Below are 22231 nucleotides of genomic sequence, written 5' to 3'. Positions count from 1 at the left end.
CAATAGAGCTGACTCAGAATCCATGTTTTCTAATACATAATTCAGTTTTACTTGTAGCTACGCTGCGTGAGCTTCACGTTCTCGAAGGTCAACTCTTCCTTGTTCAGAATCTCAGGCTGGTCTTCGCCATTAAACTGCCAAGCCGCCACGTACGCATAATTTTCGTCGTCGCGAAGCGCCTCACCTTCTGGCGTCTGGAACTCCTCGCGAAAGTGACCACCGCAGCTTTCATTGCGGTTGTAGGCATCGTCAATCATCAGTTCGCCTAGCTCTAGGAAATCGGCTACGCGGCCTGCTTTCTCCAGTGCCTGGTTCATCTCACCTTCAGTGCCAGCCAGCTTCAAATCACTCCAGAATTCGCGGCGGAGCTTCTGAATTTCTGCTTTTGCGTGCCGCAAGCCCTCCGCACTGCGCGCCATACCGCAGTATTCCCACATAATGTGCCCGAGGTGCTTGTGGAAGTCGTCGGGAGTGCGGGTACCGTTGATGCTCATCAGCTTGTCAATCCGGGCGCGTACCTGTGCTTCGGCCTCAGCAAAGGCTGGGTGCTGCGTGGTAACCGGCGTAGGAGGCGTTTGGGCTAACTGGTCACCAATGGTGTAGGGCAACACAAAGTAGCCGTCGGCCAACCCTTGCATCAGAGCCGAAGCACCTAGACGGTTGGCACCGTGGTCAGAGAAGTTGCACTCACCGGTAGCATACAGCCCTGGTACAGTGGTTTGGAGGTTGTAATCAACCCACAGGCCACCCATGGTATAGTGCACTGCCGGATAGATGCGCATCGGCTGCTTATACGGGTCTTCGCCGGTGATTTTGTCGTACATGGCAAACAGGTTGCCGTACTTCTGGCTCACTGATTCAGCACCGGTGCGCTTGATAATATCGGCGAAGTCGAGGTACACTGCCAGACCCGAAGAGCCCACGCCGCGGCCTTCGTCGCACATCTGCTTAGCGTTGCGCGAAGCCACGTCACGCGGCACAAGGTTACCGAAGGCGGGGTACTTACGCTCCAAGAAATAGTCCCGATCCTCTTCGCCGATGTCGGTAACTTTCACTTCACCCTTGCGCAGACGCTCAGCCAGTTCCACTGTTTTTGGAACCCATACGCGGCCATCGTTCCGCAGCGACTCTGACATCAAAGTCAGCTTCGACTGGTAGTCGCCGGATACGGGAATGCAAGTAGGGTGAATCTGGGTGAAGCAGGGGTTGGCGAAGTAAGCGCCTTTCTTATGAGCGCGCCACGCGGCCGTAGCATTGCAATACTTGGCGTTGGTGCTTAGGTAGAACACGTTACCGTAACCACCGGTAGCCAGCACCACGGCGTGAGCAGCATGTTGCTCAATCTCGCCGGTGATAAGGTTGCGGGTGATGATGCCACGAGCTTTGCCATCAACGATAACCAAGTCCAGCATTTCGGACCGGGTGTACATTTTTACCTTACCATAGGCAATCTGGCGCGAGAGGGCCGAGTAGGCACCCAGTAGCAACTGCTGTCCGGTTTGGCCGCGGGCGTAGAACGTGCGGCTTACTTGAGCACCACCAAATGAGCGGTTGGCCAACAGTCCGCCATATTCGCGGGCGAAAGGCACACCTTGGGCCACACACTGGTCGATGATGTTTACTGATACTTGCGCCAGACGGTACACGTTGGCTTCGCGGGCACGGTAGTCACCCCCTTTAACAGTGTCGTAGAACAAGCGGAATACAGAGTCCCCATCGTTCTGGTAGTTCTTAGCGGCATTAATACCACCCTGCGCTGCAATCGAGTGCGCCCGACGCGGTGAATCGTGGTAAGTAAAGGCTTTTACGTTGTAGCCTAGCTCTGCCAGCGAAGCGGCGGCGGCGCCACCCGCCAAGCCAGTACCTACCACAATGATGTCGTATTTACGCTTGTTGGCAGGGTTAACCAGTTTTACATTGAACTTATGCTTCTCCCACTTTTCGGTTAGTGGGCCTTCGGGAATTTTAGAATCCTGAAACATCAGCTGGGCAGATTAGGACTTGAAGATGAAGAAGTACAGCGGCATAGCAGCAAATCCAGCACAAACGATGATGGAGAAAGCATAGCCAACCGCCTTTATAACAGGCGTGTACTTGCGGTGGTTCAGACCGAGGGTCTGAAATCCACTGGCAAAGCCGTGGAGCAAATGGTAGCACAAAGCTATTTGCGCCAATACGTAGAGAGCCACGTACCACCAAGTCTGGAAGGAGGTCATCACCACCGCGTACAGGTTCTTGTTGTTTTGCGAGTCGAAGGGCAGCGGCTCGTAGTGGTAGCGGTAGTAGAAGTTGTAGAGGTGCACAATCAGAAACACTAGAATTACGGAGCCCAGTATGCCCATGTTCCGTGATTTCCAGTCGCTGTTTTGCTCGATGTGACTAACCACATATTTCTGGTTGCCTCGTGCTGCTTGGTTGCGCCGCGTCAGAACCACTGCTTCGTAGATGTGGAAGGCGAAGCCAGCTACCAGAATGATTTCAGCTACCCGAATCATCGGGTTAGTGCTCATGAAATGCGAGTAGGTATTGAACGCCAACCCTCCGTCGCCCTTGAACAACTGGAAGTTGCCAATCAGGTGTACAACGAGAAAAGAGCAAAGAAAAAGACCTGTAATGGCCATTATAATCTTGCGGCCAATGCTACTGGACAGCGTGTTGTTAATCCAACTCATAGAAGCGCGAATGGGAGTTTAAAAGGGTCATTTGACGCAGCCAAAGGTACATGCCGGTCTACTAGGAAACAATCCAAATAAACTTCGGGGTTCAGTCGTTCATTCTCATGAATCAATCTTTCGGATACACCGTTAGAGATACACTGCATTCTCCTGACTGATACTAACCTGCGGGTCCGATTATTGTTAGGTCAGAAGTAGGTTTCTCTTGCTGCTCCTAGTCTCTTCCTTTTTCGCTGCTCCTATGTTGCGTTCACTACTTCTGGCTTTGGTCCGGCGCGGACCGCTATTACTGTTTCTTGTGGGGCTGCTCAGCCTAACGTTTCAAGCTCAGGCCACTCACCTACGAGCCGGCGACATTCAATCAAGAATTGATGAGAATAACCCTCGCCGGGTATATTTTAGAATGATTTTGTATGCCCGCGACCCGGCCACCTGTGGCGGCTGTCCTGGCCAGGATCAGGTGAACATCTATTTCGGGGATGGTACTTGCGCTATTGAGGCTATTGATGCCAATGTGCTTTACGCGCCCGATATCCGGCGTTATACCTATGATTTCGAGCATACTTATAACGCTAACGGGCGGTATTTAGTCAGCTTTATTGGCGAGAACCGCAACGGGGCAGTGCGCAACATGATTGACCCAGCTAGTCAGTCGTTTTACATTGCTACCAGCATTGTTATCGACCCTGGTCAAGGCGTAAACCGTTCCCCTATTCTTACGCGTCCGGCAGTGGATAACGCAGCCGTTGCTGAGGTGTTTCAGCATAACCCCGGCGCCTACGACCCTGATGGTGACTCACTGGTATTCGTGCTGGCCCCTAGCCGGCAGGCTGGTACAATTGGAGGTGTTTCAAATTGTACGCCTGCCCCGTCGCCAGTACCAGGGTTTCGCTATCCGAACAATCTAGGTACTGGTAATGGAAGCCAAGTAGCCTTCAGTGGACCACCAGTAGGCGTGCCAGGAACCGCTTCTATCTTTGAGATGAACCGACGGACCGGGCAGATTGTGTGGAACTCGCCGGGCACGGTGGGCGAGTACAACTTCGCTTTTGTGGTGCGCTCATACCGGCGCACGGCCTTCGGCTACCGGCTCAACGATTCGGTGATTCGTGATATGCAGATTGTGGTGCGGCCGACCACTAACCGCCGGCCTGAACTCAGCATTCCGCCCGATTTGTGCGTGGTGGCCGGTACGCTCGTCTCAGCTACGGTGACGGCCACCGACCCCGATGCCAACCCCATTACCCTCTCGGCCAACAGCGGCATTCTGCCCCCGGCCACGTTTACGCAGTCGTCGGCAGGGCCGCCCACGGCGCGGGGTACATTCCAGTGGACGCCGGACTGCAACGACATTGGCGTGCAGCCCAAGCTGGTGGTCTTCAACGCCGTGGACCAGCCCGCCGGCGGGGCTAGCGGTGTGGCCCTGACCGACTTGCGGGTATGGTCTATTACTGTCATTGGGCCGGCTCCGCAGAACCTGCGCGTGCGAGCTGGCACCGGCACGCCCCGCACGGCCATCCTGGAGTGGAACAGTTACCTGTGCCGCAAACCCGGCGCCCAGATCCGCATCTACCGCAAAGAAGGGGCGTCGAGCTTTAGCCCAGGGCCGTGCCAGACGGGCATTCCGGCCAGCAGCGGCTTTGTACAGATTCAAGCGCTGACCTATACTGGGACTACAGACATAACCACTTTCACCGACGACAACGGCGGCGCGGGCTTAGACCGGGGTAAGGAGTACTGCTACCGCATCTATGTCGAGTTTCCGCTGCCGGCCGGGGGCCAGAGCATTGCTTCCAATGAGGCCTGCCTCAACTTTACGGGTCGTGCCTTGGTCCTGCGGCGGGTGAGGGTGGACCGCACGGCTGTTAGCAGCGGGCAGATTACGGTGGAATGGACCAAGCCCAAGAGCACCCCACCTTTTGCCGACCCGCAGCAGTTCCGTCTCTCACGGGCTGTGGGGCAGACTACAACGGGCCCGTTCACGCCCATTGCCACCATTCCTTTCAGTAGCTCCACCAGCGACACGACCTACGTCGACCAAGACCCAACGCTCGACACACAGAATCGGTCGTACAGCTACCGGGTGGAGTTCCTGAGCCAGAGCCAAGTGCAGGAAACGGCGACGGCAGCCTCCAGCGTGCGAGTAGAGGGTACGGCACTGCCTTCCACCTTGGCGGGCACCCAGAACGCCATTGCTTTAATCTGGACGTACAACGTGCCTTGGAACAATACGCTGCGCCCGACCACTATCTACCGCAAAGGGCCAAATCCGCTACCTACTGACCCGTTTGTGGCTATTGCCACCGTTACGGGCACGGCCACCGGGGGCAGCTACCGCGACGAAGGCACGGCTACGCAACGGCTGCAGAAAGGCGCCACGTACTGCTACTATGTAGAGACCAACGGCACTTACAACGCTCAAAAGCTGCCGAGTGATTTGCTCAACCGCAGCCAGCAGGTGTGCATTGCCGTGCGCAACATTCCGTGTGCGCCAGTGCTGACGCTCACGCGCCCCAACTGCGACAGTCTGGCCAGCCGCTTGTTCGAGTTGCCGGCCACGCCCATCAGCGGGGCTGTGTACACTAACAACCTGCGTTGGACGCTGGGCACCACGCCCGCCGATTGTAGCCGGGCCATCCGGTTCTACAACATTTACTACGCCCCCAACGACCAGGATTCCTTGCGCTTCCTGACTCAGGTGCCGGCCACGCAAACCAGCTACGCGCACACCAACCTGCGCCAGGAGGCTGGCTGCTACGCCGTGCAAGCGGTGGATTCGAGTGGTACGCTCAGTGCCCGCAGCAACGTGGAGTGCAAAGACGATTGCCAGTTGTTCTTGCTGCCCAACATCTTTACCCCCAATGGTGATGGCAAGAACGACACCTTCCGGCCCAAGGTCTTCACCCCGATCCGGCGCACGCACTTCACGGCCTTCAACCGCTGGGGCGTGAAAATCTACGAGAGCAGCGCCGACCCGCTCATCAACTGGCCGGGCGGGGGCAGCCGCACGGAGGGCAGCGGCGGGGCCTCGGTAGTGGAGGGCATGTACTTCTACCAGGCCGAGGTGGAGTTTGGCGACGTCAACAACACCAAGCGCACCTACAAAGGCTGGGTGCAGATTACCCGCTAGGTAAGTAGAGAAAAGTGCCAATAATGCAGTGGAAAGGATACTTTCAAATAGCTTAGTTAGCAGAACTACAAATAAAAAAGGCCTCCTTAAAAAGAGGCCTTTTTTATTCGAGTTGAAGTTTTTAAGGTGGAGTATGTAGAGGCAAAAAGCCGATGCGCAATTTGGGCAAGGCTGCCTGATGAATTGAATAACGGGTATACCTTGTACGTAGGCGCTTGAGATTAAGGTGAAATTGGCCGTTACATTCGGTTGCTGGCCTCGTTGGCCAGCGTATTGCGAATGGCCGCCACCAAAGACCCGTGGAGGTGTTGCCACTGCACCGGAGTGAGTATATGAGAAGTTGTAAATAGCTCTTCTTCTAGAACACTCAACTGGTGTAGCAACTGAATGCGTTGTGGTAAGGTCAGGTCATCGGGGTAGAGGGCCTGTAAGGCTGTGATAGTTCCAGAGAGTAACTCCCGTAGTAGCCGTTGGTCGGCGTCTATATGCGGTTCAAGTGGTTCAAGCTGCTGCTGAATCTGCTGGAGATGGGCAACTATGGAACTGGGCATTGGCATACAGAAAAGAAAAAACGGCAATATAATAGTAACGTGATGCTTGCGGCCACGTCAGATAGAGGCGAAGCTGTATGCTCTAAAGCTACAAAGTCTTCAAATACACTTTTGAAGGTGATGTTGGGTTGGAATCCACTTAATAAGGAGTGTGATAAAAAAAGTACAGCGTATATAGCTACGCTCTGAACTGCATCCGCACCAGCAACGAGCTGTATTCTAGCTAATACTGAGTCGCGCCCAAACCTAGCATTTAGGGCTCATCATCTGTAATTCAGAAGTATATATCTGTACTAGGTATACGACAATATTTCTGCAATAAAGCAGTTTAGACGCGTATTGTATTAACTAGATTGTGTTGGCCTAAGCAGTTAGTTATGCGCGCTATTTCTTTCAACCCAGTAATGTTGGCTGCCGTCTGGGCGAGCCGCAAAACCGTAACCCGGCGTCGTTTTCCGTTAGACTTGCTTCTTCAGCAAGAACCTGAACGTTACCGGTATGATGGGCTAGCAGAGGAGGGCGCGGTATTTATTGACTTGCGTGCCAATCCCGTGTCTAGGCTGCCACCCGTTCCGTGCCCGTTTGGCCAGCCGGGTGAGCAAGTGTATGTAGTGGAAGATCCGGGCCTTATACTGGAAATACGTAGCATCCGAGCCGAGCAAGTGCAGGACATTACCGAGGAAGATGCTCTGGCAGAAGGCGTGCATCAACAGGAGAAAGATGGCCATCTGCAATGGGGTGGGGTAGTGCCTGATCCAGACAGGGTAGGGCAGTTTCACTGGTCCAGCAGACCACTAGTAGCTTTTCGAGTTTTGCTCGACTCTATTTATCCAACTGCTTGGGAGCAAAACCAGTGGATGTGGGTCGTGACGTTTACACAGGTTTCCGTGTAACTCCTTTCCAACAACTAAATCTAAGGGAAGACAAAATAGCTTGGTTAGCCAGAGCTATTCTCTATTACTGCTCAGGCTACCAGCTAACGGCCTACGCAGCTGGCTCTATATGGACAAGAACGTCATAGACCGACGGCATGGCTTGGATGATGGTGGCTTTTACCTGGTGCGCAATGTCGTGACCGGCACGTACACTGATGTTGCCATCGACGATGACATGCAGGTCGGCAAAGTACTCGAAGCCCATTTTGCGTACAAAGCACTTCTCGGTGGCCAGTACGCCCGGCACGCTTTCGGCCAACGCACGAACATCCTGGGTCCAGGTTCCTTCGGGAGCCTCGTCCATAATCTCGCCAAAGGCCGGCCGGAAGATGTGGTAAGCGTTGTAAACGATAAAGCCGCACGCGACTAGGGCAGCCCAGTCGTCGGCACTTTCGTAGCCCGGTCCTCCAAGCAGAGCAATGCTAATGCCTACGAAGGCCGTGCAGGAAGTAATGGCATCGGCGCGGTGGTGCCAGGCATCGGCCCGCACGGCGGCGCTATCCACTTCCTGGCCGACACGTAGTACACGTCGGTAGAGGTATTCCTTGAGAAAAATAATTACGGCCAGCACGCCCAGCGTGAAGGAGGCCGGTAGTTGGTGGGGCGTCTGAATGCGCAGAATGCTCTCGTGCGCAATGTAACCAGCCGCAGCCAGCAACGCTCCTGCTACAACCAGCGCTGCCAGCGGCTCGGCTTTGCCGTGGCCGTAAGGGTGGTTTTCGTCGGGCTCACGGGCGGCAGTGCGTAGCCCCAGCCACACAATAAAAGAACTGATAATGTCGGTGCCAGACTCGATGGCATCGGCTACCAGAGCGTAGGAGTGACCCAGAATTCCGGCTGTGCCTTTGCCGAGCACCAAGGCCACATTGGCAATGATGCCCATCATGGCCGATTCCTGGCCGCGTTCGGCTCGTTGGCGAGTGGTGGGAGGTGACTCCATAGAGGCAAGCAAGGGAATAGCAGGGCGGGCAAAGGTCGGAAAAAAATGTGGCGACTGAGAGGCTGGGCAAACCTAGAATACCTGAGCGAAATGGGTAAAGGGTGCCGTTGGCTCCTGGATAAGCAAATTTCGTCGGCGCACCTATGCAAACACCTCCACGTAAGGTGGCCAGTGGACAGCTTTCAAATCAAGGATTCCTTCGACTCCGTGAAGCTTGATAGAGCATCGAAGTGGTAAGCTGGCCTACCTAGTAGCACAGCACCTTATACCTTGCATCATGATTCAGATTTACGATGATGGGAAGGGCAAGGCAGATTCTTTCGAGGCAACGCTCATCGACCCGGAGGCTTTAGGAATACAGCCCGTCTACGGCCTTGGTGCTTCCCCTCAAGTAGCGGTTGAAAATCTAAAACAGGCTATTCAGCAGCGGATAGCCTTGTTGCAGGGTATCGACTATAGTGAAAGCAACTGGCTGAACGAAGGATAAGAAAGCTCTGGCTTGCGTTGGAATTGAGGCGGTTCCGGTGCTTGCTGTTACTAACCTGAACAGCCGATTTATCCTTAATTCCGAACTGTATGTTTGGGGCTGCGAAGTGCAAGCACGAGGTTCGTATCTTGCCACGTATTAGCATCTGCCATATTTCCGCGGCTTCTTTTTACATTCCAATAAAGCCGCATGTACTTTTCCGGCGCACTCTTGTTTTTCGAGCAGGTTGTAGTTGGTAGTCACCTTTCCTAATTGGTTCATGATTCGATCTGTCATTGCAGCAACGGGCAGCTGCATTCCGGAAAAGTTACTTCGTAATGAGGAGTTCTTATCCGCCCGTTTTTTCAGCAAAGAAGGTGCGGCCATCGAGCAGGAGCCAGCCCTACTGCTCGACCGGTTTCGCGCCATCACTGGTATTTCGGCGCGGCGCTATGCGCTGCCTGAGCAAACCGCTTCCGATTTAGGGATGCTAGCCGCGCAACAGGCGCTGCACAATTCCGGTATCGACCCGGAAACGCTAGATTACTTGATTGTAGCGCACAATTTTGGCGATGTGCTTGATGGTAGTAACCGGGTCGACCAGGTTCCGTCCTTGGCTTCTCGCATTAAAGCGCGCCTGGAAATTCAGAATCCTAATTGTGTGGCCTATGATATGGCCTTTGGCTGTCCTGGGTGGGTGGAAGCCCTCATTCAAGCCAACTATTACATCCGCTCCGGCGACGCAAAACGGTGCCTCGTGATTGGCACCGAAACCTTGTCGCGCGTAGTAGATCCGCATGACCGGGATACACTCCTCTTCAGCGACGGCAGCGGCGCCGCTGTACTGGAAGCTCGCCACGACGGTACGGCCGGCATCTTGGCTCATCATACCCAAACGCATGCCCACCAGTATGCCGGCCTGCTGCAAATGGACAAGTCGTATAATCCTGCTTACAGTGGGGCCGACCGATTTATGAAAATGGAGGGCCGCAAGCTCTATGAGTTTGCGTTGCAGCACGTTCCGGGCGTAGTGAAAAAGGCGCTCGACAAAGCGCAGGTCCCGCTTACTCAGATTCGGAAAGTACTGATTCATCAGGCCAACGAGAAGATGGACGTGGCTATTTTGGAGCGGCTCTTTCAGCTATGTGGAGAAGGCCGCCCCGACCCGTCACTCATGCCAATGACCATCTCGTGGCTAGGCAACAGTTCCGTGGCCACCGTACCCACTTTGATGGACTTGCTGTTAAAGGGGCAGCTAGATGGGCACCAAGTAGAGCCAGGTGACCATGTGGTACTAGCGTCAGTTGGCGCCGGTATGAATATCAATGCTGTTGTATACCGCTTTTAAGCGCGTTGCTACGAGCTGAAGTTTTGCTAAAACCCCGGTGCTACTGTCACCGGAGAGTTACTAACGGTGACTCTCCGGTGACAGTAGCATCTTGTCTTCCGGCACCGCTACCATTACCGTTCTTGCACGTTGCTTAACCATAAGGAACGAACCTGCTGGTATTGGTGAACCGCTGCCGAGGTTAGGGGCCTGACAAGCTCTTACCAAGGCAAAGGAGCAGTGGAAGAGGAACTCGTGCCGGTGGGGCCATCGGCAGGAAGTAGTGCCAGCCGGATGGCCTCCGCTGCTCCCTGCTCGGGCGTGTCTGTGCCAGCAAAGCCGTTTAAGTCAGTAGCCGTATAGCCGGGGTTAGCCGAGTTTACTTTGATAGCCGTATCCCGTAGTTCGTAGGCGAGCTGTGCCGTGAGCATGTTCAGCGCGGCTTTCGAGGCGGAGTACCCCAGTAGGCCCCAGTCGTTCTGGCCGCTGAGTGTTATCGAGCCTAGCGGACTCGATATATTAACAATTCGCCCCGCCGCAGACTGTTTCACAAGTGGTAGAAACGTTTGAGTGACGGCCAGCGTGCCCAAGAAATTGGTCTGAAGTACTTGCTCTACACTATGTACGTCGGCGGTGCTCGGCGAACCGTCGCCGGCTACGTTGATGCCCGCATTATTCACCAGAATATCGAGGTGTCCTTCTTCGCGTTGCAGCTGTGCCGCTGCTGTATTGAGCGTTGCTTGGTTGCGTAAATCCAATTCGAGGAAGTGGACAGCGCCAAGGGCCGCTAACTGCGCTACAGCTTGCTGGCCCTTGGTAGCCTCGCGGGCTCCCAGATACACCCGGCAGCCTGCCTGTAGCAGCCCCCGTACAATCTCAAAGCCGATGCCTTTGTTGGCGCCAGAAACCAGCGCAATTTTCTTGTTTGCCATGTGTTGCCATTGGGTTTGATCTCCCTACTTAGGGAGGTGATTACGTGTGCCCAAAGGTCAGGGAGATAGGCAGGCACCAGACTTCGCCAATCAACCCATCTGTTTTAGATTTCAAACATATCAGGCTCCGAATACAGCCAAATGCCGAAAGTCTCCTGGCGTTTGGCCGGTGTACCGCTTGAAAAATGTGCAGAAATGGGCAACGTCGGCAAAACCTAGGCTATCGGCAATTTCTGAAATACTCCAAGCTGTTTGCTTCAGCAAGATCTTGGCTTCCTGTGTCAAGCGCTGGCCAATGAAAGCGGTGGTGGTGTAACCCGTTGTTTCCTTCAATACCCGGTTGAGGTGATTGACGTGCACAGCTAGTTGGTTGGCATAGTCGGTGGCGCTGCGTAGGCGTAGCGGCGGTTGCGGGCTCTGGCGCGGAAACTGTTGCTCTAGCAACTCCATGAATTGGGTGGCCACTCGTTCAGAAGCACTGTGCGTAGCCAGCGGGGCAGGAACTGGTTGCAGCTTCTGCACCACATGAATCAGCTCCCAGAGGTAAGTGCGTAGCAGGTCGTGCTTATAGGCGTAGCCCGACACGAGTTCGTGCGCCATCTTCTGAAAAATAGCTTCCATGGTCGCGCAGTCAGCTTCGGCCACTTCCCACACCGGGTAAGCTCCGGCTTGAAAAATTGGTAGTTCTGCCAGTACTACTCCAGTCCGGGCAGGAAGTAGAAACGCATCGTCGAAGAGGCAGCAATATCCCGCGGGCGTTTCGGTGAGGGGCAGCCACCGGTAGGGCAAGCGCGGCGTCACCAGAAACAGGGTAGTATTGCCGAGGTGTGGCGCTTGGTCGGCATACTCCACTTGACTGCGTCCCCGGCAGAGCGTTATTTTATAATAGGCTCGCCGTTCAAACGTCATCGGGGGAGCCAAAGGAATATCTGCCAACGAGAAGACATTGAAATGCCCCACGCCCTGCGCCATACCCGGTGGCGGCAGCACTCCACCAACCGACTCAGCACCCGGAGCACACGCATCGTAAAAGGCAGCTAAGGATTTCGGTTTCATATGGATACTTGTACGAATCCTGCGCAACATATAGGTAGCGGTGCTTGCTGCTATATATCAGTGCAAACAAGGGGGGCGGTCTAGTTGATAAAAACCATCTTTGGTAGAAGTTCTACTACGTTTTCAAGGAGAATGTCGTCGGAAGCGGAGCCTACCATGAGGTTAAATTTGTCGGGCTCGGCTTTCCATTCCTGCTTGCTGTTGTAGAAAGCTAGCTTATTTTAGTCGATGGTGAAGGTGAGCGTCTGGGTTTTGCCGGGCTTGAGGCTGATTTTCTGGAAGTCCTTTGGCTCTTTGAGTGGTACGAAAGAGTTGGAGTAGGCACGCCATAAGGATTTAAGTTGGTCGGAGGGATAGTCTGTAGGACCACAGGACAGGCATAGCAATGCCTTAGCAGGTAATAGCGCACATTTCATGATGATCTTTATCAAGCCAGCGCCGCTGCCCAGTGCGCCTTACTCTGAGGTAGTGCGCTTAACTGAAAGGAAATGGATAAGCTCAAAAGAGCTGCTCAGAAGCAGAGCTACTAACAAGTAGCGCTTATTTGACAGCGAAAGCCAACAGGATGTAAGTCTCTTGCTCAAGTACAAGGTGGCCAACCACTTCTAACCCGAGCTTTTGGGTGTGTAAATGGAGAGAAGTGACATTGCGTTCTGCAATAAAAGCAACTCCAACTTCATAGTGGCTAGCGAGCATTCGTTGCGTAGCGTGGAATAGCTCTTGTAACAAGCCCTGACCCCGATACGGCGGTAGCACCAGTATTGGGCCATAAAAAAACCAGCGGTAGGTAGTTATGGCTTGCTGCTGGAAAAATAGCCCTGGCAGTAAAGCAATAATTTCCTGGATAAACGGGGGATACTGCTCGGCGGGTAGGTGAGAGTTGACCACGAAGCCAGCTACTTCTTCTTGGTACATGGCAATTATGCCCGGTGCTGAGGCAATTCTCTCTGCTAGCGTAGCGGCTGTGAATCTGCCGGTAAGAAAGCCGCTTTGCCGAGCTGCTTCGTCGAGTTGCTCATACGTATGTTGATTGGCTAACGCTGCCAGTTGCGGTGCGTCGGCTATACGAGCCTGCCGAAGGGTGAACGTATGCATAGGTAAAATCAAACGGGAACATGGCCTCTGCTGTTGAACCAAACTTATACGAGTGCTTTCGTTCGCTCTACAGTAAGCCGTTTGCTTTTCAGGGAGTAACTACTTGCAGGCTTCAGAGCCTACTTCTTGGTGGTTCTAATACACTAGCTATTCGAGTAGGGGCTAGGCCGGTTCGTGCTGTAGTAGCATAAGCTATTTAGCTCACTATTTACTATAGTAAAAGTAAGCGTGTAAATAACTTGATAGGTCTCTGTCTGAGCTTCTTAGCTTCCTTCTTCGAAACGAGAAATAGCCAGTTTGTGCCACTTATATAATACCTGCTAGAAACGACGAATGCACTGTGTTTATGCAAGTTGAGCGAGCGTCCGATGGATAATTAGGCCTGTGCTAATATACATCAAAAGCCATATTTTATCATTGACAATCAATATTTTAAGCGAACAAAATACGCGTGTCTACCGTCTTTATCTAGGCCTCCTGAGTTCAGGGGCTTTCGAGTTAGTTCCCACTAGGTGAACCTTGCCACCCTCTTCCTTTCTTTCCTACCTATGAAAAACATTCTTCTACCGCTTTCCCTGCTTGCCAGCATTACCGCTGCGCAAGCCCAATCCGCCAACGGAGGCGGCACCCGCTTCGGCCTTAAAGTAGGGGTAGTAGCCGCTACGTTAGCCGGCGACAACAAAGACTTCGAAGGTAATGTGCAAAACCGCTTTGGCTTCCAGGCCGGCGTTACAACCACAACGACTTTAGGCGTGGGTGGGCTGTTTGAGTTGCACCCGGAGTTGCTGTATTCTCAGCGCGGCTATCAGATTGAGGATGTGTCCAAGACAACGTATCATAACATTGATTTGCCCCTCTTGGCCCGCATCAACGCTGCTGGTTTAGTGTTTGAAGCCGGTCCGCAAATAGGATACTTATTCGCGCGGAAAACAAAGTTTGAAAATTCGTCCATGGCTGACGTTACCACTCGAGGCCAACTCAATAAGCTGCAGTTCGGCTACATTGTAGGGGTGGGCTACCAGCTAGAAAGCGGCCCGAATGTTGGTATCCGCTATAATGGGGGCATCACCAAACTTTATGACGGAGATGCCGCGTTGGCAGGAGGAAATAGTATCCGCAACTCGGTGTTTCAATTTCAGTTGGGCTTCGCCTTCCCAGGCAGCAACTAATCCGCTACGCTTTCATATGAAAAGCCCCACCTAAATTATTTAGGTGGGGCTTTTTTGTTTTCATAGCAGCGTGTGTATTCAATGGCGTTGTGCAGGTAGCCGGATATGATGCGCGGACGTACTTGCGCAAACGGTATTAACCTAAATCTGGCTTACACTCATAAGGCCGCTAAGCTTCCGGCAATTAGCATTAGTAACAGCAGCTACGCCCGGCGGATGCTCTTTAAGAGGGTATATAGTGTGGAGCCAAACTTATCGAGCGGCGTGCTGGTGGGCGGCGCTTACGTAGCGCTGAAAGCAGACACAAGCCGGATCTGTACACTGATACCAATGCTGATGCGGAGCCGCAACCAGCTTGCGAAAGGAAATGCACTGCGCATCTAGGCAGCGGTGCCAGTGCAGGGCTGCCGACGGCACAGCATGCCCAATAGTGGAGGATAGATAATCCAGGCGCATCACAAGATGGAAAAGCTTGGGAGAAGATAGCAGGAAGTTGCAGTAGCAAACATAGAATAATTTGTAATATATATCATTGTAATTTTATAAAAAAATTAAATAATACAATTGATTATCCACTCTAACTATCCAGCGAAAGAGCAAGTGTTTATTAGCTGGCAAAATGTTTTACTAGTTTTCTATGTACAATCACACATGTATGTAGGGATAGGCAAATGCTTCATCCTTTATTCAGATAAGGCGCTGGTTTGACGCTACACGGCGTATTCTTATGGAATACTAACGGTTTTTGTAGGTGTGCAATAGTTTTTTCATGCCAGTTGCTAGCTGGTCAAGTTGCGCCAGCATCTGGGTGGCTTGTTGGTGATGGTTTGTATTGGGGGTAGTCCAGGCCAGAAACTGCTTTATCTCGGTTCGAGAGTAATGCAGCATAGTTGTGGCATTCTGGATAAATTCTTCTTCTGGGTCCATCATATAAAACGCTATGTCTGCAGGGGCGGATAGGCACAGACCAGCGTGTGAGTGAGCGTATTTCTACGCGAAATTCAGGCAAGTGATACCTCTTGGCGCAAGAAAATAAACCTTACGTGGTAGCAGAGCAAGCTTTTACCACAACGATAGTAAGGCCTACAGGCCTGCCTTGGTAGCCGACCCCTTCTCCTGCTCCACACAGAGAGTAAACGCAGCAATTTCGGGCTGCATAGAGGCATCCTGACTCGAAGTAAATTTGCTTATAGAAAAGTATAGGCCGCAGCAAGTAGCTGAGCACTAAAACCATATATGCTCTATCTGTGGTGGAGAAGCCTTACAAGTAAAAGGCAGTTCGTTACTGCTTGTTCTGCGCTTGGCGTAACCACGCCTGGGCTTCTTCAATAGCCGAAAACTGGCGTATCTGCAATTGGTTGCCTATACCTACATGCATTGCCTCGCCGGAAGTAGCAGCTAGTGCTTCAGGGCTGATAACCTGCGCAAAATGCGTGAGGCCCTGCGCACTAGCCCTCGGAGCCCAGTCCTTAGCAATCCATTCCACCGCATGGTCCCATGGGCCTAGTACGTGGCGGTTATCATTAAGCAAATAAGCGCACTGATGTTCGCGCAGTGGGTGTAAGCAGGCATCGGCTCCGGCAATGATGCCAATATAGGTCTGGATGCCAAGCCAATTATTGTAGACCCAGTGGTTGGCCGCATCATACTCAATGGTGAGGTACACGTGACCGAAGCCGTTAACTAATTCAAGAGGCATGTGGGAGAAACGAAAGACAGGTTACGCCAGCTGATAAATAAAAAAAGCGTGCAAAGAGCTGAGCCGTAGGCGCACAAAAAGAGAATAGTACGTAGCATAACCGATTTAGATTACGGCATTGACTATCAAATGCGGATTATTCTATGTGGGCATGGCTGCATCCTATAAGGCAGCGGCCTCGTTACGTTAACTTTCCAACTACAGCAACCGGCCCCACCATGATGCTAGTAAGCCAGCTCATTAAATCAGTGCGCTCCGGCTTGAATCAGACGTCCGACGATTGCATGCATAACAAATACTCTCTGCTAGGATCTGCGAGTAAGAAGCAAATCGGTAAAGACTCATGGGGAATAAACAGAAGCTTTGTATAAAGCGCTTCTTTCAGGCTTACTTATGCAACCTGTATAATACTTTGAGCCTCTTACTTGTACACCTCTTACATTCTGCTAATTATGAAAAACGCACTCCTGTTGTTCCTTTCGATAGCTACATTAGGTTCCTGCCAAAAAGATGAGGTAGTAGAAACTCAGACTACAACCTATCCTCAAACGTGGCAGCTAGTTAAGTCTACATCTGGTTGGACAAATACCATCCTCACGGGCGCGGCCTTGCCTTGGCAGGAGACGTATGTTTTTCAGGCTGATAGCACTTTCACCAAAACGCGCATCCAAAACGGACAAGCTGTAGATGCGCACGGTACGTTCTCCGTGCGTACTTCCACGTCTGGCCAGTACTCCATTCTCACGTACAACGCGACTAACAGTTTAATTGGCACTTGCACGCCAAGCCAGTTGAAGGAGTACCTGTTTGTCAAACCAAACGATACGCTGGTTAATTCGTGGGAAGCTTGTGATGGTCCCCGCCTCGAATACGAGAAGGTTGCGCAATAAGTACTGCGTATGCATGCGCCTTTTGTTGCCAGTTAGGGGCTATTTAGGCCGGGGCGGTTATAAGGAAGGCACTGCTTATACCAATTGTCTATAGCCGCAGGTAGTGCCTCTGACATCCAGAAAATAACCCCGCAAGGTGTCGCTGATAACAAAATCAAGTTATTGTATTCCAGAGTAGTACACTCCTTCGGGTGCCAGTGATTATGGCTAAGAGGTGAGTGTAAAAGGGCTGTATATAGAGTAAGAAGCGGGAAATGAGTAGAAAGATGAATGGTGCTTACTATTTTGGGCTGTTCCTGCCCAGGCGCTACGTTAGCTAGTTTGGATACAGCTATAAATATCAGAATACCAGTCAGCTAGCTGCTTCAATGAGTAGTAGATCCGCTTGCTAGACGAACTAATCCTAAAAGTAAAAGCCCCGCAACTGCTAGGTTCCGGGGCTTTTCATAAGCTCATCTTCTAAGCAACGCTTTAGTAGCAAACCTGCACTTTCTGTTGAATAGATCCGGTAGGGCTAGTTACTTCTACTACATATAGGCCAGCGCGGTGTGTGCTTAAGTCTAGCGCCAGCGGGTTCGTTCCCGGCCAGGTGTGTTGGGCAACCACTCGGCCTGTTGCGTCGAACACCCGTACTTGGGCGGGAGCACTGAAAACGCGCGCTGTGCGCAGTATGGTCTGCCCGTTCTCGGTTGGGTTTGGCGCCAATGTCAGGCCAGCTTGCAACGCGGCCTTTGTGCCGCGTGCGCTCAGTACTTGGCTAGTAAATTTATTGACGCCATCACCTCGCAGGCCAATCAGGCTAGGGGCAAAGCCTCCAGACCAGCCCACCGTCGAGCTCAAGAATTCCACCGGAGCATGGCTAAGAGTACTTTCCAAGGCTACCCAGGTTTGGCCGTTGTTGCTGGTATAGGATGAACCCTGGTCGTTGTTGCCCAAGTTGCCGCCCACCGACACATACTGATTGGTGCCTGGCACAGCCGAAAGACTATTGCCGTGCAAGGGGCCAGCGTAGGTTACCGGCGTCCAGGTCGCGCCCCCATCCGTGGTGCGGTAAAGCAAGTGGTTGGTGCCGTTGTCGTCGAGGAAGGACATAAGTCCATTTTGTGCATCACGGAAGGCTAGGCCCGTAGGATCTTGCCCTGTAGGGGTGGCACTGACCGTCCAGGTAGCACCCCGATCCGTAGAGCGGTACACGCGGCCCTTAGTAGTAGCTAGCCAGATCGTATTACCCACAACGGCCGGCCGGATGCCCACGGGATACTCATTGAGCAAGGCTTGGGGTAGCGTCACGGGCGACCAGGTTGCACCGCCATCCGTGGTGCGATACACCTCGGGACCGGACGATTGAGTGAGCGGGGCTCCAACCACCACACCATCCGTAGCGGAAAAGAAATGCACGACTTCGGCGTAGCTATCAGCATTGAAGAAAGCAGTGCCCCGGCCCTGCACAGTCCAAGTCTGACCACCGTTGGTGGTGTGCAGAATACGGCTGCCGGCGCTATCTACAGGCACAGTAACCACCCAGGCTGAGGTAGCCGAGAGAGCACTCAGCCCTGTAATGGTTTCGCGCTGGTTAGTGCGGACGGGCACATTGCGCACCGTCCAGGTCTGGCCACCATCGGTGGTGAGGCCTAGCTGCGGAGCCACATATTGCGTCAGACCATCTGTTGCCGTCCAAACAGTGGTAGCATCTACTACATCGAGGTAGGCAGGGATGGAGCCTGTATTGGCGAAGGCAATGGGTTGATTTACCCATTGGGCCTGGGCGGTGAGGCCACTCAAACTTAGCCCCAGCAAGGAAAGGAGAGCTGATTTCATAGAATGTGATAGGAATAAAAGAGTTGTGTTGGCGGCCGGTTGACCGTCGGGAAATAAGAGGGCGGCATAGCGCAAAGGGTTGTATAGCCAAAAACAAATACAGGCTTACGAGAGAGTTATAAGCAATAACTCTCTCGTAAGCCTGATTGCTAAGGGGAATCCCCACGCATTGTAGTCTAGCTCATTTAGGTACCACCGGCTCAGCGGCCTTGATGGAAGATGGGGCAGCAAAAACCAGCCAGTTGGATTGCCGGTGCGTTTCTGTCCGTCGGTGGCCGAGCTTTACCGTTTGCTTGCCGGTTTTATACCAGCCTTCATCCCAATCACCCATGTCCAGATATAGCGCATTATAAGCGCCAAGCTCCCGTAGGTCTTCTGCAAATTGGTGCATAGTAAGCAAGTCCGACGCGCTTTCGGCCACGGCAAACCGATGATCTGTTAATTCAACTATGGCCCGGCGTTGGAAAAGGCTGCCTCCAACTGCTCTTTGATTTCTCCCGCGAAAGACCAACAACTCCTGAAGGAGCACGGTGCCTCGGCGCGCACTTACCTGCTCCAATTCGTGAAGCGGAGGACACTGACCTTGGGATACTTGAGAAATTCGGCAAGAATCTCCTGCAAGGGTGAGCACGCCGTCCAGAAAGCCTACTGTAGCTTTTGCTTGCCGGATAACGCCATTGTAGACCAATAGGTCCAGCGGCTCGCCGGTTTGCAAATTCGTGTACGCCGCCGCCACACTAAGTTGGTTGACTTGGGTTGCCGGATTAGGACGAGTGGTTACAATATCTAGGGCAAGATGCTGCGGAAAAAACAACGAATACACCGCACCCTTGCGGGTTATGAGGCGCTCAGCGCGTACCTGTTGGGGTGCCGGCTCGCTACAGGCCACAACGACAAGTGCCAAGCCAAGCAGCAGGCAATTTTTTAGGTGGAGCATTATCGAAGAAAAGCTAACTACTCAGGCGTAATTAATATCAGATACTTGGCAAGCGTCCTGTGCTGAGTGCGACAAGAAAAGGTCTCCCTAGTTCAGAAGGCGTGTTCTTGTAGTAGAAGCGAGAGTTGAATTGGTTGCTACGAAATGCTACAAAGCCAAAGGCCGTTTCTGCGCAGCAGAAGCATATTTACTTCAAAAGCGGGGCTGTGCATAATCAAACTGTAAAAGAAATCCGGCCGGTTGCTCACTGCCAGCTTGAATGTCTTGTAAGCAGTGAACAACCGGCCGTGGGGTGAGTCTGCTTTTTTACGAAGATGGCTACGTAGCCTGGTGGCTGAGTAGCCACTGCTGGGCGGCCGACAGTTCATAAAAAGCCCGCAACTGCAAACCCTCCCGCATACTCAGCCGCATGGCCTCTTCGTACACGGCGGCCAGTGATTCGGGATAGAGGACCGTGGCCATGTGGGTTAGGCCTAGCTGCATGGCCCGGGGGCCCCAATCGGCTACCACCCACTCAACGACCTCATCACTCCAAAAGCCATATACCTGGCGGTTATCATTAAGCAGACAGCAGCAGAGATGTTGCTCAAGCAGCAGCAAGCAGGCGGTGCAGCCCGCAACTACGCTGGCGTAGGTTTGTTCGCCCTGCCAGACGCAGTGCACCCAGTTGTTATCGGCATCATAAGCGAGCGAAAGATAGGGTTGACCCTGAGTGTTGCGTAAGGTAGTTACCAAAGGCGTGGGGCTATTACCCCGTGCAGTAGTTGGCGCACGGTATCGTAGGATTCCTGCACCATAAAATTTGGATATTCCTTCTCTAGAAAGCCGTTGAAGCTGAGCAGCGTATGCTCTCCAGCGGGCGCAATGCGCACCACGTAATCGGTGTTGATAAGCTGTGGCTGGCCGCCTTCTAGGTGAGTTACTTCAATAAATCGGGTCATGGTGAGGTGGGAAGTGGCTGAGAGGGGAGCGAGGCAGATGGAGCGTAAGATACTATAAGTTGCCAAATGACACGCAGGTCTTTGCGGAGGCGCAAGCCGCGGATAATGGGCCCCAACCATACGCGGGCCAGCAGTAGCAGATGGTCTTACGGTGGAGCTAGCGCAGTTCCTACGGCGTCCGGCGCTTGAGCAGGTAGCACCAGGTATTGCTGTTTTAGAACCTTGTTGGGTAGCTCGCATCGACAGCATCTACAGGCACTTAGTCATGGTAGGAGAGTTGGGTTTTGACAATGATTACTACGGCCCATCCTTGCAGAACCATAGCAATCAGCGGTAGAATTACTTTGCTTATCGGTTCTTTGAGAGAAGCTACATCCTTCAAACCGAAAAAGATAGTTGGGACTGTCAAGAGAACGAACAGGATTCGGACCCAGCTATAGCCCGATCGTATTCCGAAGGCTAATACCACGTTAAGAGTTATGGTTCCTGTGAGGCCAAACAATAGCCATAGAATACTTTTAGGCTCACTGAGATGAGTAATAGGCCAATAGATCAGCCTTTGAACCACGTAAAGGGCGATGCTAACGAAGATCAGATTCGACGCCTTAACGTCATGCTCACGAATAGTAACTGGCATGTCTAGTTTAGGCGGTTATGATTGGCCTGAGCATGTGCTGCTTGCTTGGTATGAATGGACTTGGGTACCCAAAGACTCAGTAGGATGAGCACACCAGCTCCAAGTTGTAAGATGTGCTGCGAAAAGAAGTCGAAGGTCTTGAGGGTGGCATCGGTAGGGATGGAGTCGATATTGCTAAGTAGGAACTGCACTAACGACAGCCCATATAAGGCTAAGAATAGATTTTTTACTGCTCGCACTCCCTTCCGGATGTAGTAATACATCACTAGTATGAGGGGGCTGAAAAGGCAGAGGATGAAGTAATCTTTCGTTTGCAAGCCACTGGCGAAATAGCCTTTGTGAAGCAGAAAGTTCATCTGCAGACTAAGCCCAAAGCCAAGAAAAAGCAGGTTGGAGGCCCAGATATCGTATTTGTGCTGCTGACGAGTTTCCATCAAAATCTAATTCGGCCGATTATGTTCCACACGGAGCAACAGGTAGGTGCTACCGAGTGTAATGCTCTTCGGCATCCGTGTAGGGCGTATTGGGCGCGCTCTTGTTGATGTTTTTGAAGCGTAGGGTGAGGGTGTGTTCGCTCAACTCCGTGATGGTGCATTTGACCTGCGTAGTACCATAGGTAATCTGGTCGCCTTGCCGCACGTAGGTATGCTCACCCCAGGAGCTGCCATCACGGCGCCCGTAGTAATTAAGCGAATCGGCCGTGATGACCATGTAGTAGGTCATGTCGGGGCGGTTCACTTGCGAAATGAGTTGCCCGGTAGCCGAGTATTCAAAGTCGTTGGACTGTTGGGATTCCCAGCGGCCTAGTAAACTGGGGTCGGCTTGTGGGTCCTCTTTCTTGCAGGCAACAATAAGCAGCGATAGGCCAAGTAAGAGAAGTCGTGACATAGAATAAGGGGCATCCGTTGCTGCCCGCGTAGGTAAATGGTTGATTTAAATCTAGTTCGGTCGGTTATGCCTCACCCGCCGCAGCTCAGCCACTGGAGCGGCTGAGCTGCGGCGGGTGAGCAGGTCTTTGACGATAACGAATATG

22 protein-coding genes are annotated in these 22231 nt (G+C 52.7%); 6 read left to right on the top strand and 16 right to left on the bottom strand.

Annotation, left to right across the window (positions count from 1 at the left end; translation table 11 throughout):
* Positions 1-47 precede the first annotated feature (47 nt).
* Both G536_RS0111690 and G536_RS0111685 read right to left on the bottom strand, forming a co-directional pair.
* Complete coding sequence (locus tag G536_RS0111690) at positions 48-1982, bottom strand: fumarate reductase/succinate dehydrogenase flavoprotein subunit (RefSeq protein WP_022823782.1); 1935 nt, start codon at positions 1980-1982, stop codon at positions 48-50.
* A 12-nt stretch (positions 1983-1994) separates the two neighbouring features.
* Positions 1995-2672 (bottom strand): succinate dehydrogenase cytochrome b subunit, encoded by a 678-nt coding sequence (locus tag G536_RS0111685; RefSeq protein ID WP_022823781.1) that lies wholly within the window; start codon positions 2670-2672, stop codon positions 1995-1997.
* Positions 2673-2916: 244 nt separating this feature from the next.
* On the opposite strand from G536_RS0111685, the gene G536_RS0111680 reads away from it, so the two are divergent.
* Positions 2917-5805: a T9SS type B sorting domain-containing protein gene (locus G536_RS0111680; protein WP_084708590.1), complete on the top strand. Its 2889-nt coding sequence runs from the start codon at positions 2917-2919 to the stop codon at positions 5803-5805.
* 239 nt (positions 5806-6044) lie between these two features.
* Here the strand turns inward: G536_RS0111680 and G536_RS0111675 are convergent, their stop codons facing one another.
* Complete coding sequence (locus G536_RS0111675; protein WP_022823779.1) at positions 6045-6356, bottom strand: hypothetical protein; 312 nt, start codon at positions 6354-6356, stop codon at positions 6045-6047.
* 377 nt (positions 6357-6733) lie between these two features.
* Between G536_RS0111675 and G536_RS0111670 the strand changes: the two genes are divergently transcribed.
* Positions 6734-7249: an ASCH domain-containing protein gene (locus G536_RS0111670; protein ID WP_022823778.1), complete on the top strand. Its 516-nt coding sequence runs from the start codon at positions 6734-6736 to the stop codon at positions 7247-7249.
* 91 nt (positions 7250-7340) lie between these two features.
* Here G536_RS0111670 and G536_RS0111665 read toward each other — a convergent pair whose 3' ends face one another.
* Complete coding sequence (locus tag G536_RS0111665; protein WP_022823777.1) at positions 7341-8231, bottom strand: cation diffusion facilitator family transporter; 891 nt, start codon at positions 8229-8231, stop codon at positions 7341-7343.
* A gap of 277 nt (positions 8232-8508) precedes the next feature.
* On the opposite strand from G536_RS0111665, the gene G536_RS0111660 reads away from it, so the two are divergent.
* Positions 8509-8718 carry a hypothetical protein gene (locus G536_RS0111660; protein ID WP_157530583.1) on the top strand — a complete coding sequence of 70 codons (210 nt, stop codon included), beginning with the start codon at positions 8509-8511 and terminating at the stop codon, positions 8716-8718.
* A gap of 259 nt (positions 8719-8977) precedes the next feature.
* Positions 8978-10045 (top strand): 3-oxoacyl-ACP synthase III family protein, encoded by a 1068-nt coding sequence (locus G536_RS0111655; RefSeq protein WP_022823775.1) that lies wholly within the window; start codon positions 8978-8980, stop codon positions 10043-10045.
* A gap of 200 nt (positions 10046-10245) precedes the next feature.
* On the opposite strand, the gene G536_RS0111650 is transcribed toward G536_RS0111655, so the two are convergent.
* The 4 genes from G536_RS0111650 to G536_RS0111635 form a co-directional block, all read right to left on the bottom strand.
* A complete protein-coding gene (locus G536_RS0111650; RefSeq protein WP_022823774.1) occupies positions 10246-10956 on the bottom strand; it encodes an SDR family oxidoreductase in 711 nt (236 codons plus the stop codon).
* A 120-nt stretch (positions 10957-11076) separates the two neighbouring features.
* Complete coding sequence (locus G536_RS0111645) at positions 11077-12012, bottom strand: helix-turn-helix domain-containing protein (protein WP_022823773.1); 936 nt, start codon at positions 12010-12012, stop codon at positions 11077-11079.
* Positions 12013-12233: 221 nt separating this feature from the next.
* The gene (locus tag G536_RS0111640) at positions 12234-12398 is read right to left on the bottom strand and encodes a fibronectin type III-like domain-contianing protein (protein ID WP_157530582.1); all 165 of its coding nucleotides are present in this window, start codon (positions 12396-12398) and stop codon (positions 12234-12236) included.
* A 154-nt stretch (positions 12399-12552) separates the two neighbouring features.
* On the bottom strand, positions 12553-13107 hold the full coding sequence (locus G536_RS0111635; protein ID WP_022823771.1) for a GNAT family N-acetyltransferase: 555 nt from the start codon (positions 13105-13107) through the stop codon (positions 12553-12555).
* Between the two features lie 548 nt (positions 13108-13655).
* Here G536_RS0111635 and G536_RS0111630 point away from each other — a divergent pair.
* Positions 13656-14276, top strand: coding sequence for a porin family protein (locus tag G536_RS0111630; protein WP_022823770.1), 621 nt, complete (start codon positions 13656-13658; stop codon positions 14274-14276).
* 735 nt (positions 14277-15011) lie between these two features.
* On the opposite strand, the gene G536_RS0111620 is transcribed toward G536_RS0111630, so the two are convergent.
* The gene (locus G536_RS0111620; RefSeq protein WP_022823768.1) at positions 15012-15206 is read right to left on the bottom strand and encodes a hypothetical protein; all 195 of its coding nucleotides are present in this window, start codon (positions 15204-15206) and stop codon (positions 15012-15014) included.
* Between the two features lie 352 nt (positions 15207-15558).
* Positions 15559-15975 (bottom strand): hypothetical protein, encoded by a 417-nt coding sequence (locus G536_RS0111615; protein WP_022823767.1) that lies wholly within the window; start codon positions 15973-15975, stop codon positions 15559-15561.
* A gap of 452 nt (positions 15976-16427) precedes the next feature.
* Here G536_RS0111615 and G536_RS0111610 point away from each other — a divergent pair, with 452 nt between their 5' ends.
* Positions 16428-16865, top strand: a complete 438-nt coding sequence (locus tag G536_RS0111610) for a hypothetical protein (RefSeq protein ID WP_022823766.1) — start codon at positions 16428-16430, stop codon at positions 16863-16865.
* Between the two features lie 471 nt (positions 16866-17336).
* On the opposite strand, the gene G536_RS0111605 is transcribed toward G536_RS0111610, so the two are convergent.
* From G536_RS0111605 to G536_RS0111575, 6 genes are all read right to left on the bottom strand, one after another.
* Entirely contained in the window at positions 17337-18683 is a 1347-nt protein-coding gene (locus tag G536_RS0111605; protein WP_084708589.1) for a YCF48-related protein, read from the bottom strand.
* Positions 18684-18864: 181 nt separating this feature from the next.
* Complete coding sequence (locus tag G536_RS0111600; RefSeq protein WP_022823764.1) at positions 18865-19620, bottom strand: hypothetical protein; 756 nt, start codon at positions 19618-19620, stop codon at positions 18865-18867.
* Positions 19621-19938: 318 nt separating this feature from the next.
* Positions 19939-20355: a hypothetical protein gene (locus G536_RS30615; RefSeq protein ID WP_022823763.1), complete on the bottom strand. Its 417-nt coding sequence runs from the start codon at positions 20353-20355 to the stop codon at positions 19939-19941.
* Complete coding sequence (locus G536_RS0111590; protein WP_022823762.1) at positions 20349-20561, bottom strand: hypothetical protein; 213 nt, start codon at positions 20559-20561, stop codon at positions 20349-20351. Before G536_RS0111590 ends, G536_RS30615 begins: the two co-directional genes overlap by 7 nt.
* Before the next feature lie 639 nt (positions 20562-21200).
* Positions 21201-21554: a hypothetical protein gene (locus tag G536_RS0111580; protein WP_157530578.1), complete on the bottom strand. Its 354-nt coding sequence runs from the start codon at positions 21552-21554 to the stop codon at positions 21201-21203.
* Positions 21555-21681: 127 nt separating this feature from the next.
* Positions 21682-22086: a hypothetical protein gene (locus G536_RS0111575; protein ID WP_022823759.1), complete on the bottom strand. Its 405-nt coding sequence runs from the start codon at positions 22084-22086 to the stop codon at positions 21682-21684.
* Positions 22087-22231: the final 145 nt, after the last annotated feature.

The sequence above is a fragment of the Hymenobacter norwichensis DSM 15439 genome (assembly GCF_000420705.1).
GTDB lineage: Bacteria > Bacteroidota > Bacteroidia > Cytophagales > Hymenobacteraceae > Hymenobacter > Hymenobacter norwichensis.
This window is presented reverse-complemented; position numbering and strand designations above follow the sequence as displayed.

Coding starts and splice junctions, on each gene's coding strand:
- G536_RS0111690 (WP_022823782.1), bottom strand. CDS start 1,982: ATGTTTCAGGATTCTAAAATTCCCGAAGGCCCACTAACCGAAAAGTGG.
- G536_RS0111670 (WP_022823778.1), top strand. CDS start 6,734: ATGCGCGCTATTTCTTTCAACCCAGTAATGTTGGCTGCCGTCTGGGCG.
- G536_RS0111660 (WP_157530583.1), top strand. CDS start 8,509: ATGATTCAGATTTACGATGATGGGAAGGGCAAGGCAGATTCTTTCGAG.
- G536_RS0111680 (WP_084708590.1), top strand. CDS start 2,917: ATGTTGCGTTCACTACTTCTGGCTTTGGTCCGGCGCGGACCGCTATTA.
- G536_RS0111600 (WP_022823764.1), bottom strand. CDS start 19,620: ATGCTCCACCTAAAAAATTGCCTGCTGCTTGGCTTGGCACTTGTCGTT.
- G536_RS0111590 (WP_022823762.1), bottom strand. CDS start 20,561: ATGACCCGATTTATTGAAGTAACTCACCTAGAAGGCGGCCAGCCACAG.
- G536_RS0111620 (WP_022823768.1), bottom strand. CDS start 15,206: ATGATGGACCCAGAAGAAGAATTTATCCAGAATGCCACAACTATGCTG.
- G536_RS0111580 (WP_157530578.1), bottom strand. CDS start 21,554: ATGAACTTTCTGCTTCACAAAGGCTATTTCGCCAGTGGCTTGCAAACG.
- G536_RS0111655 (WP_022823775.1), top strand. CDS start 8,978: ATGATTCGATCTGTCATTGCAGCAACGGGCAGCTGCATTCCGGAAAAG.
- G536_RS0111605 (WP_084708589.1), bottom strand. CDS start 18,683: ATGAAATCAGCTCTCCTTTCCTTGCTGGGGCTAAGTTTGAGTGGCCTC.
- G536_RS0111650 (WP_022823774.1), bottom strand. CDS start 10,956: ATGGCAAACAAGAAAATTGCGCTGGTTTCTGGCGCCAACAAAGGCATC.
- G536_RS0111575 (WP_022823759.1), bottom strand. CDS start 22,086: ATGTCACGACTTCTCTTACTTGGCCTATCGCTGCTTATTGTTGCCTGC.
- G536_RS0111615 (WP_022823767.1), bottom strand. CDS start 15,975: ATGCCTCTTGAATTAGTTAACGGCTTCGGTCACGTGTACCTCACCATT.
- G536_RS0111645 (WP_022823773.1), bottom strand. CDS start 12,012: ATGAAACCGAAATCCTTAGCTGCCTTTTACGATGCGTGTGCTCCGGGT.
- G536_RS0111675 (WP_022823779.1), bottom strand. CDS start 6,356: ATGCCCAGTTCCATAGTTGCCCATCTCCAGCAGATTCAGCAGCAGCTT.
- G536_RS0111610 (WP_022823766.1), top strand. CDS start 16,428: ATGAAAAACGCACTCCTGTTGTTCCTTTCGATAGCTACATTAGGTTCC.
- G536_RS0111665 (WP_022823777.1), bottom strand. CDS start 8,231: ATGGAGTCACCTCCCACCACTCGCCAACGAGCCGAACGCGGCCAGGAA.
- G536_RS0111635 (WP_022823771.1), bottom strand. CDS start 13,107: ATGCATACGTTCACCCTTCGGCAGGCTCGTATAGCCGACGCACCGCAA.
- G536_RS0111685 (WP_022823781.1), bottom strand. CDS start 2,672: ATGAGTTGGATTAACAACACGCTGTCCAGTAGCATTGGCCGCAAGATT.
- G536_RS0111630 (WP_022823770.1), top strand. CDS start 13,656: ATGAAAAACATTCTTCTACCGCTTTCCCTGCTTGCCAGCATTACCGCT.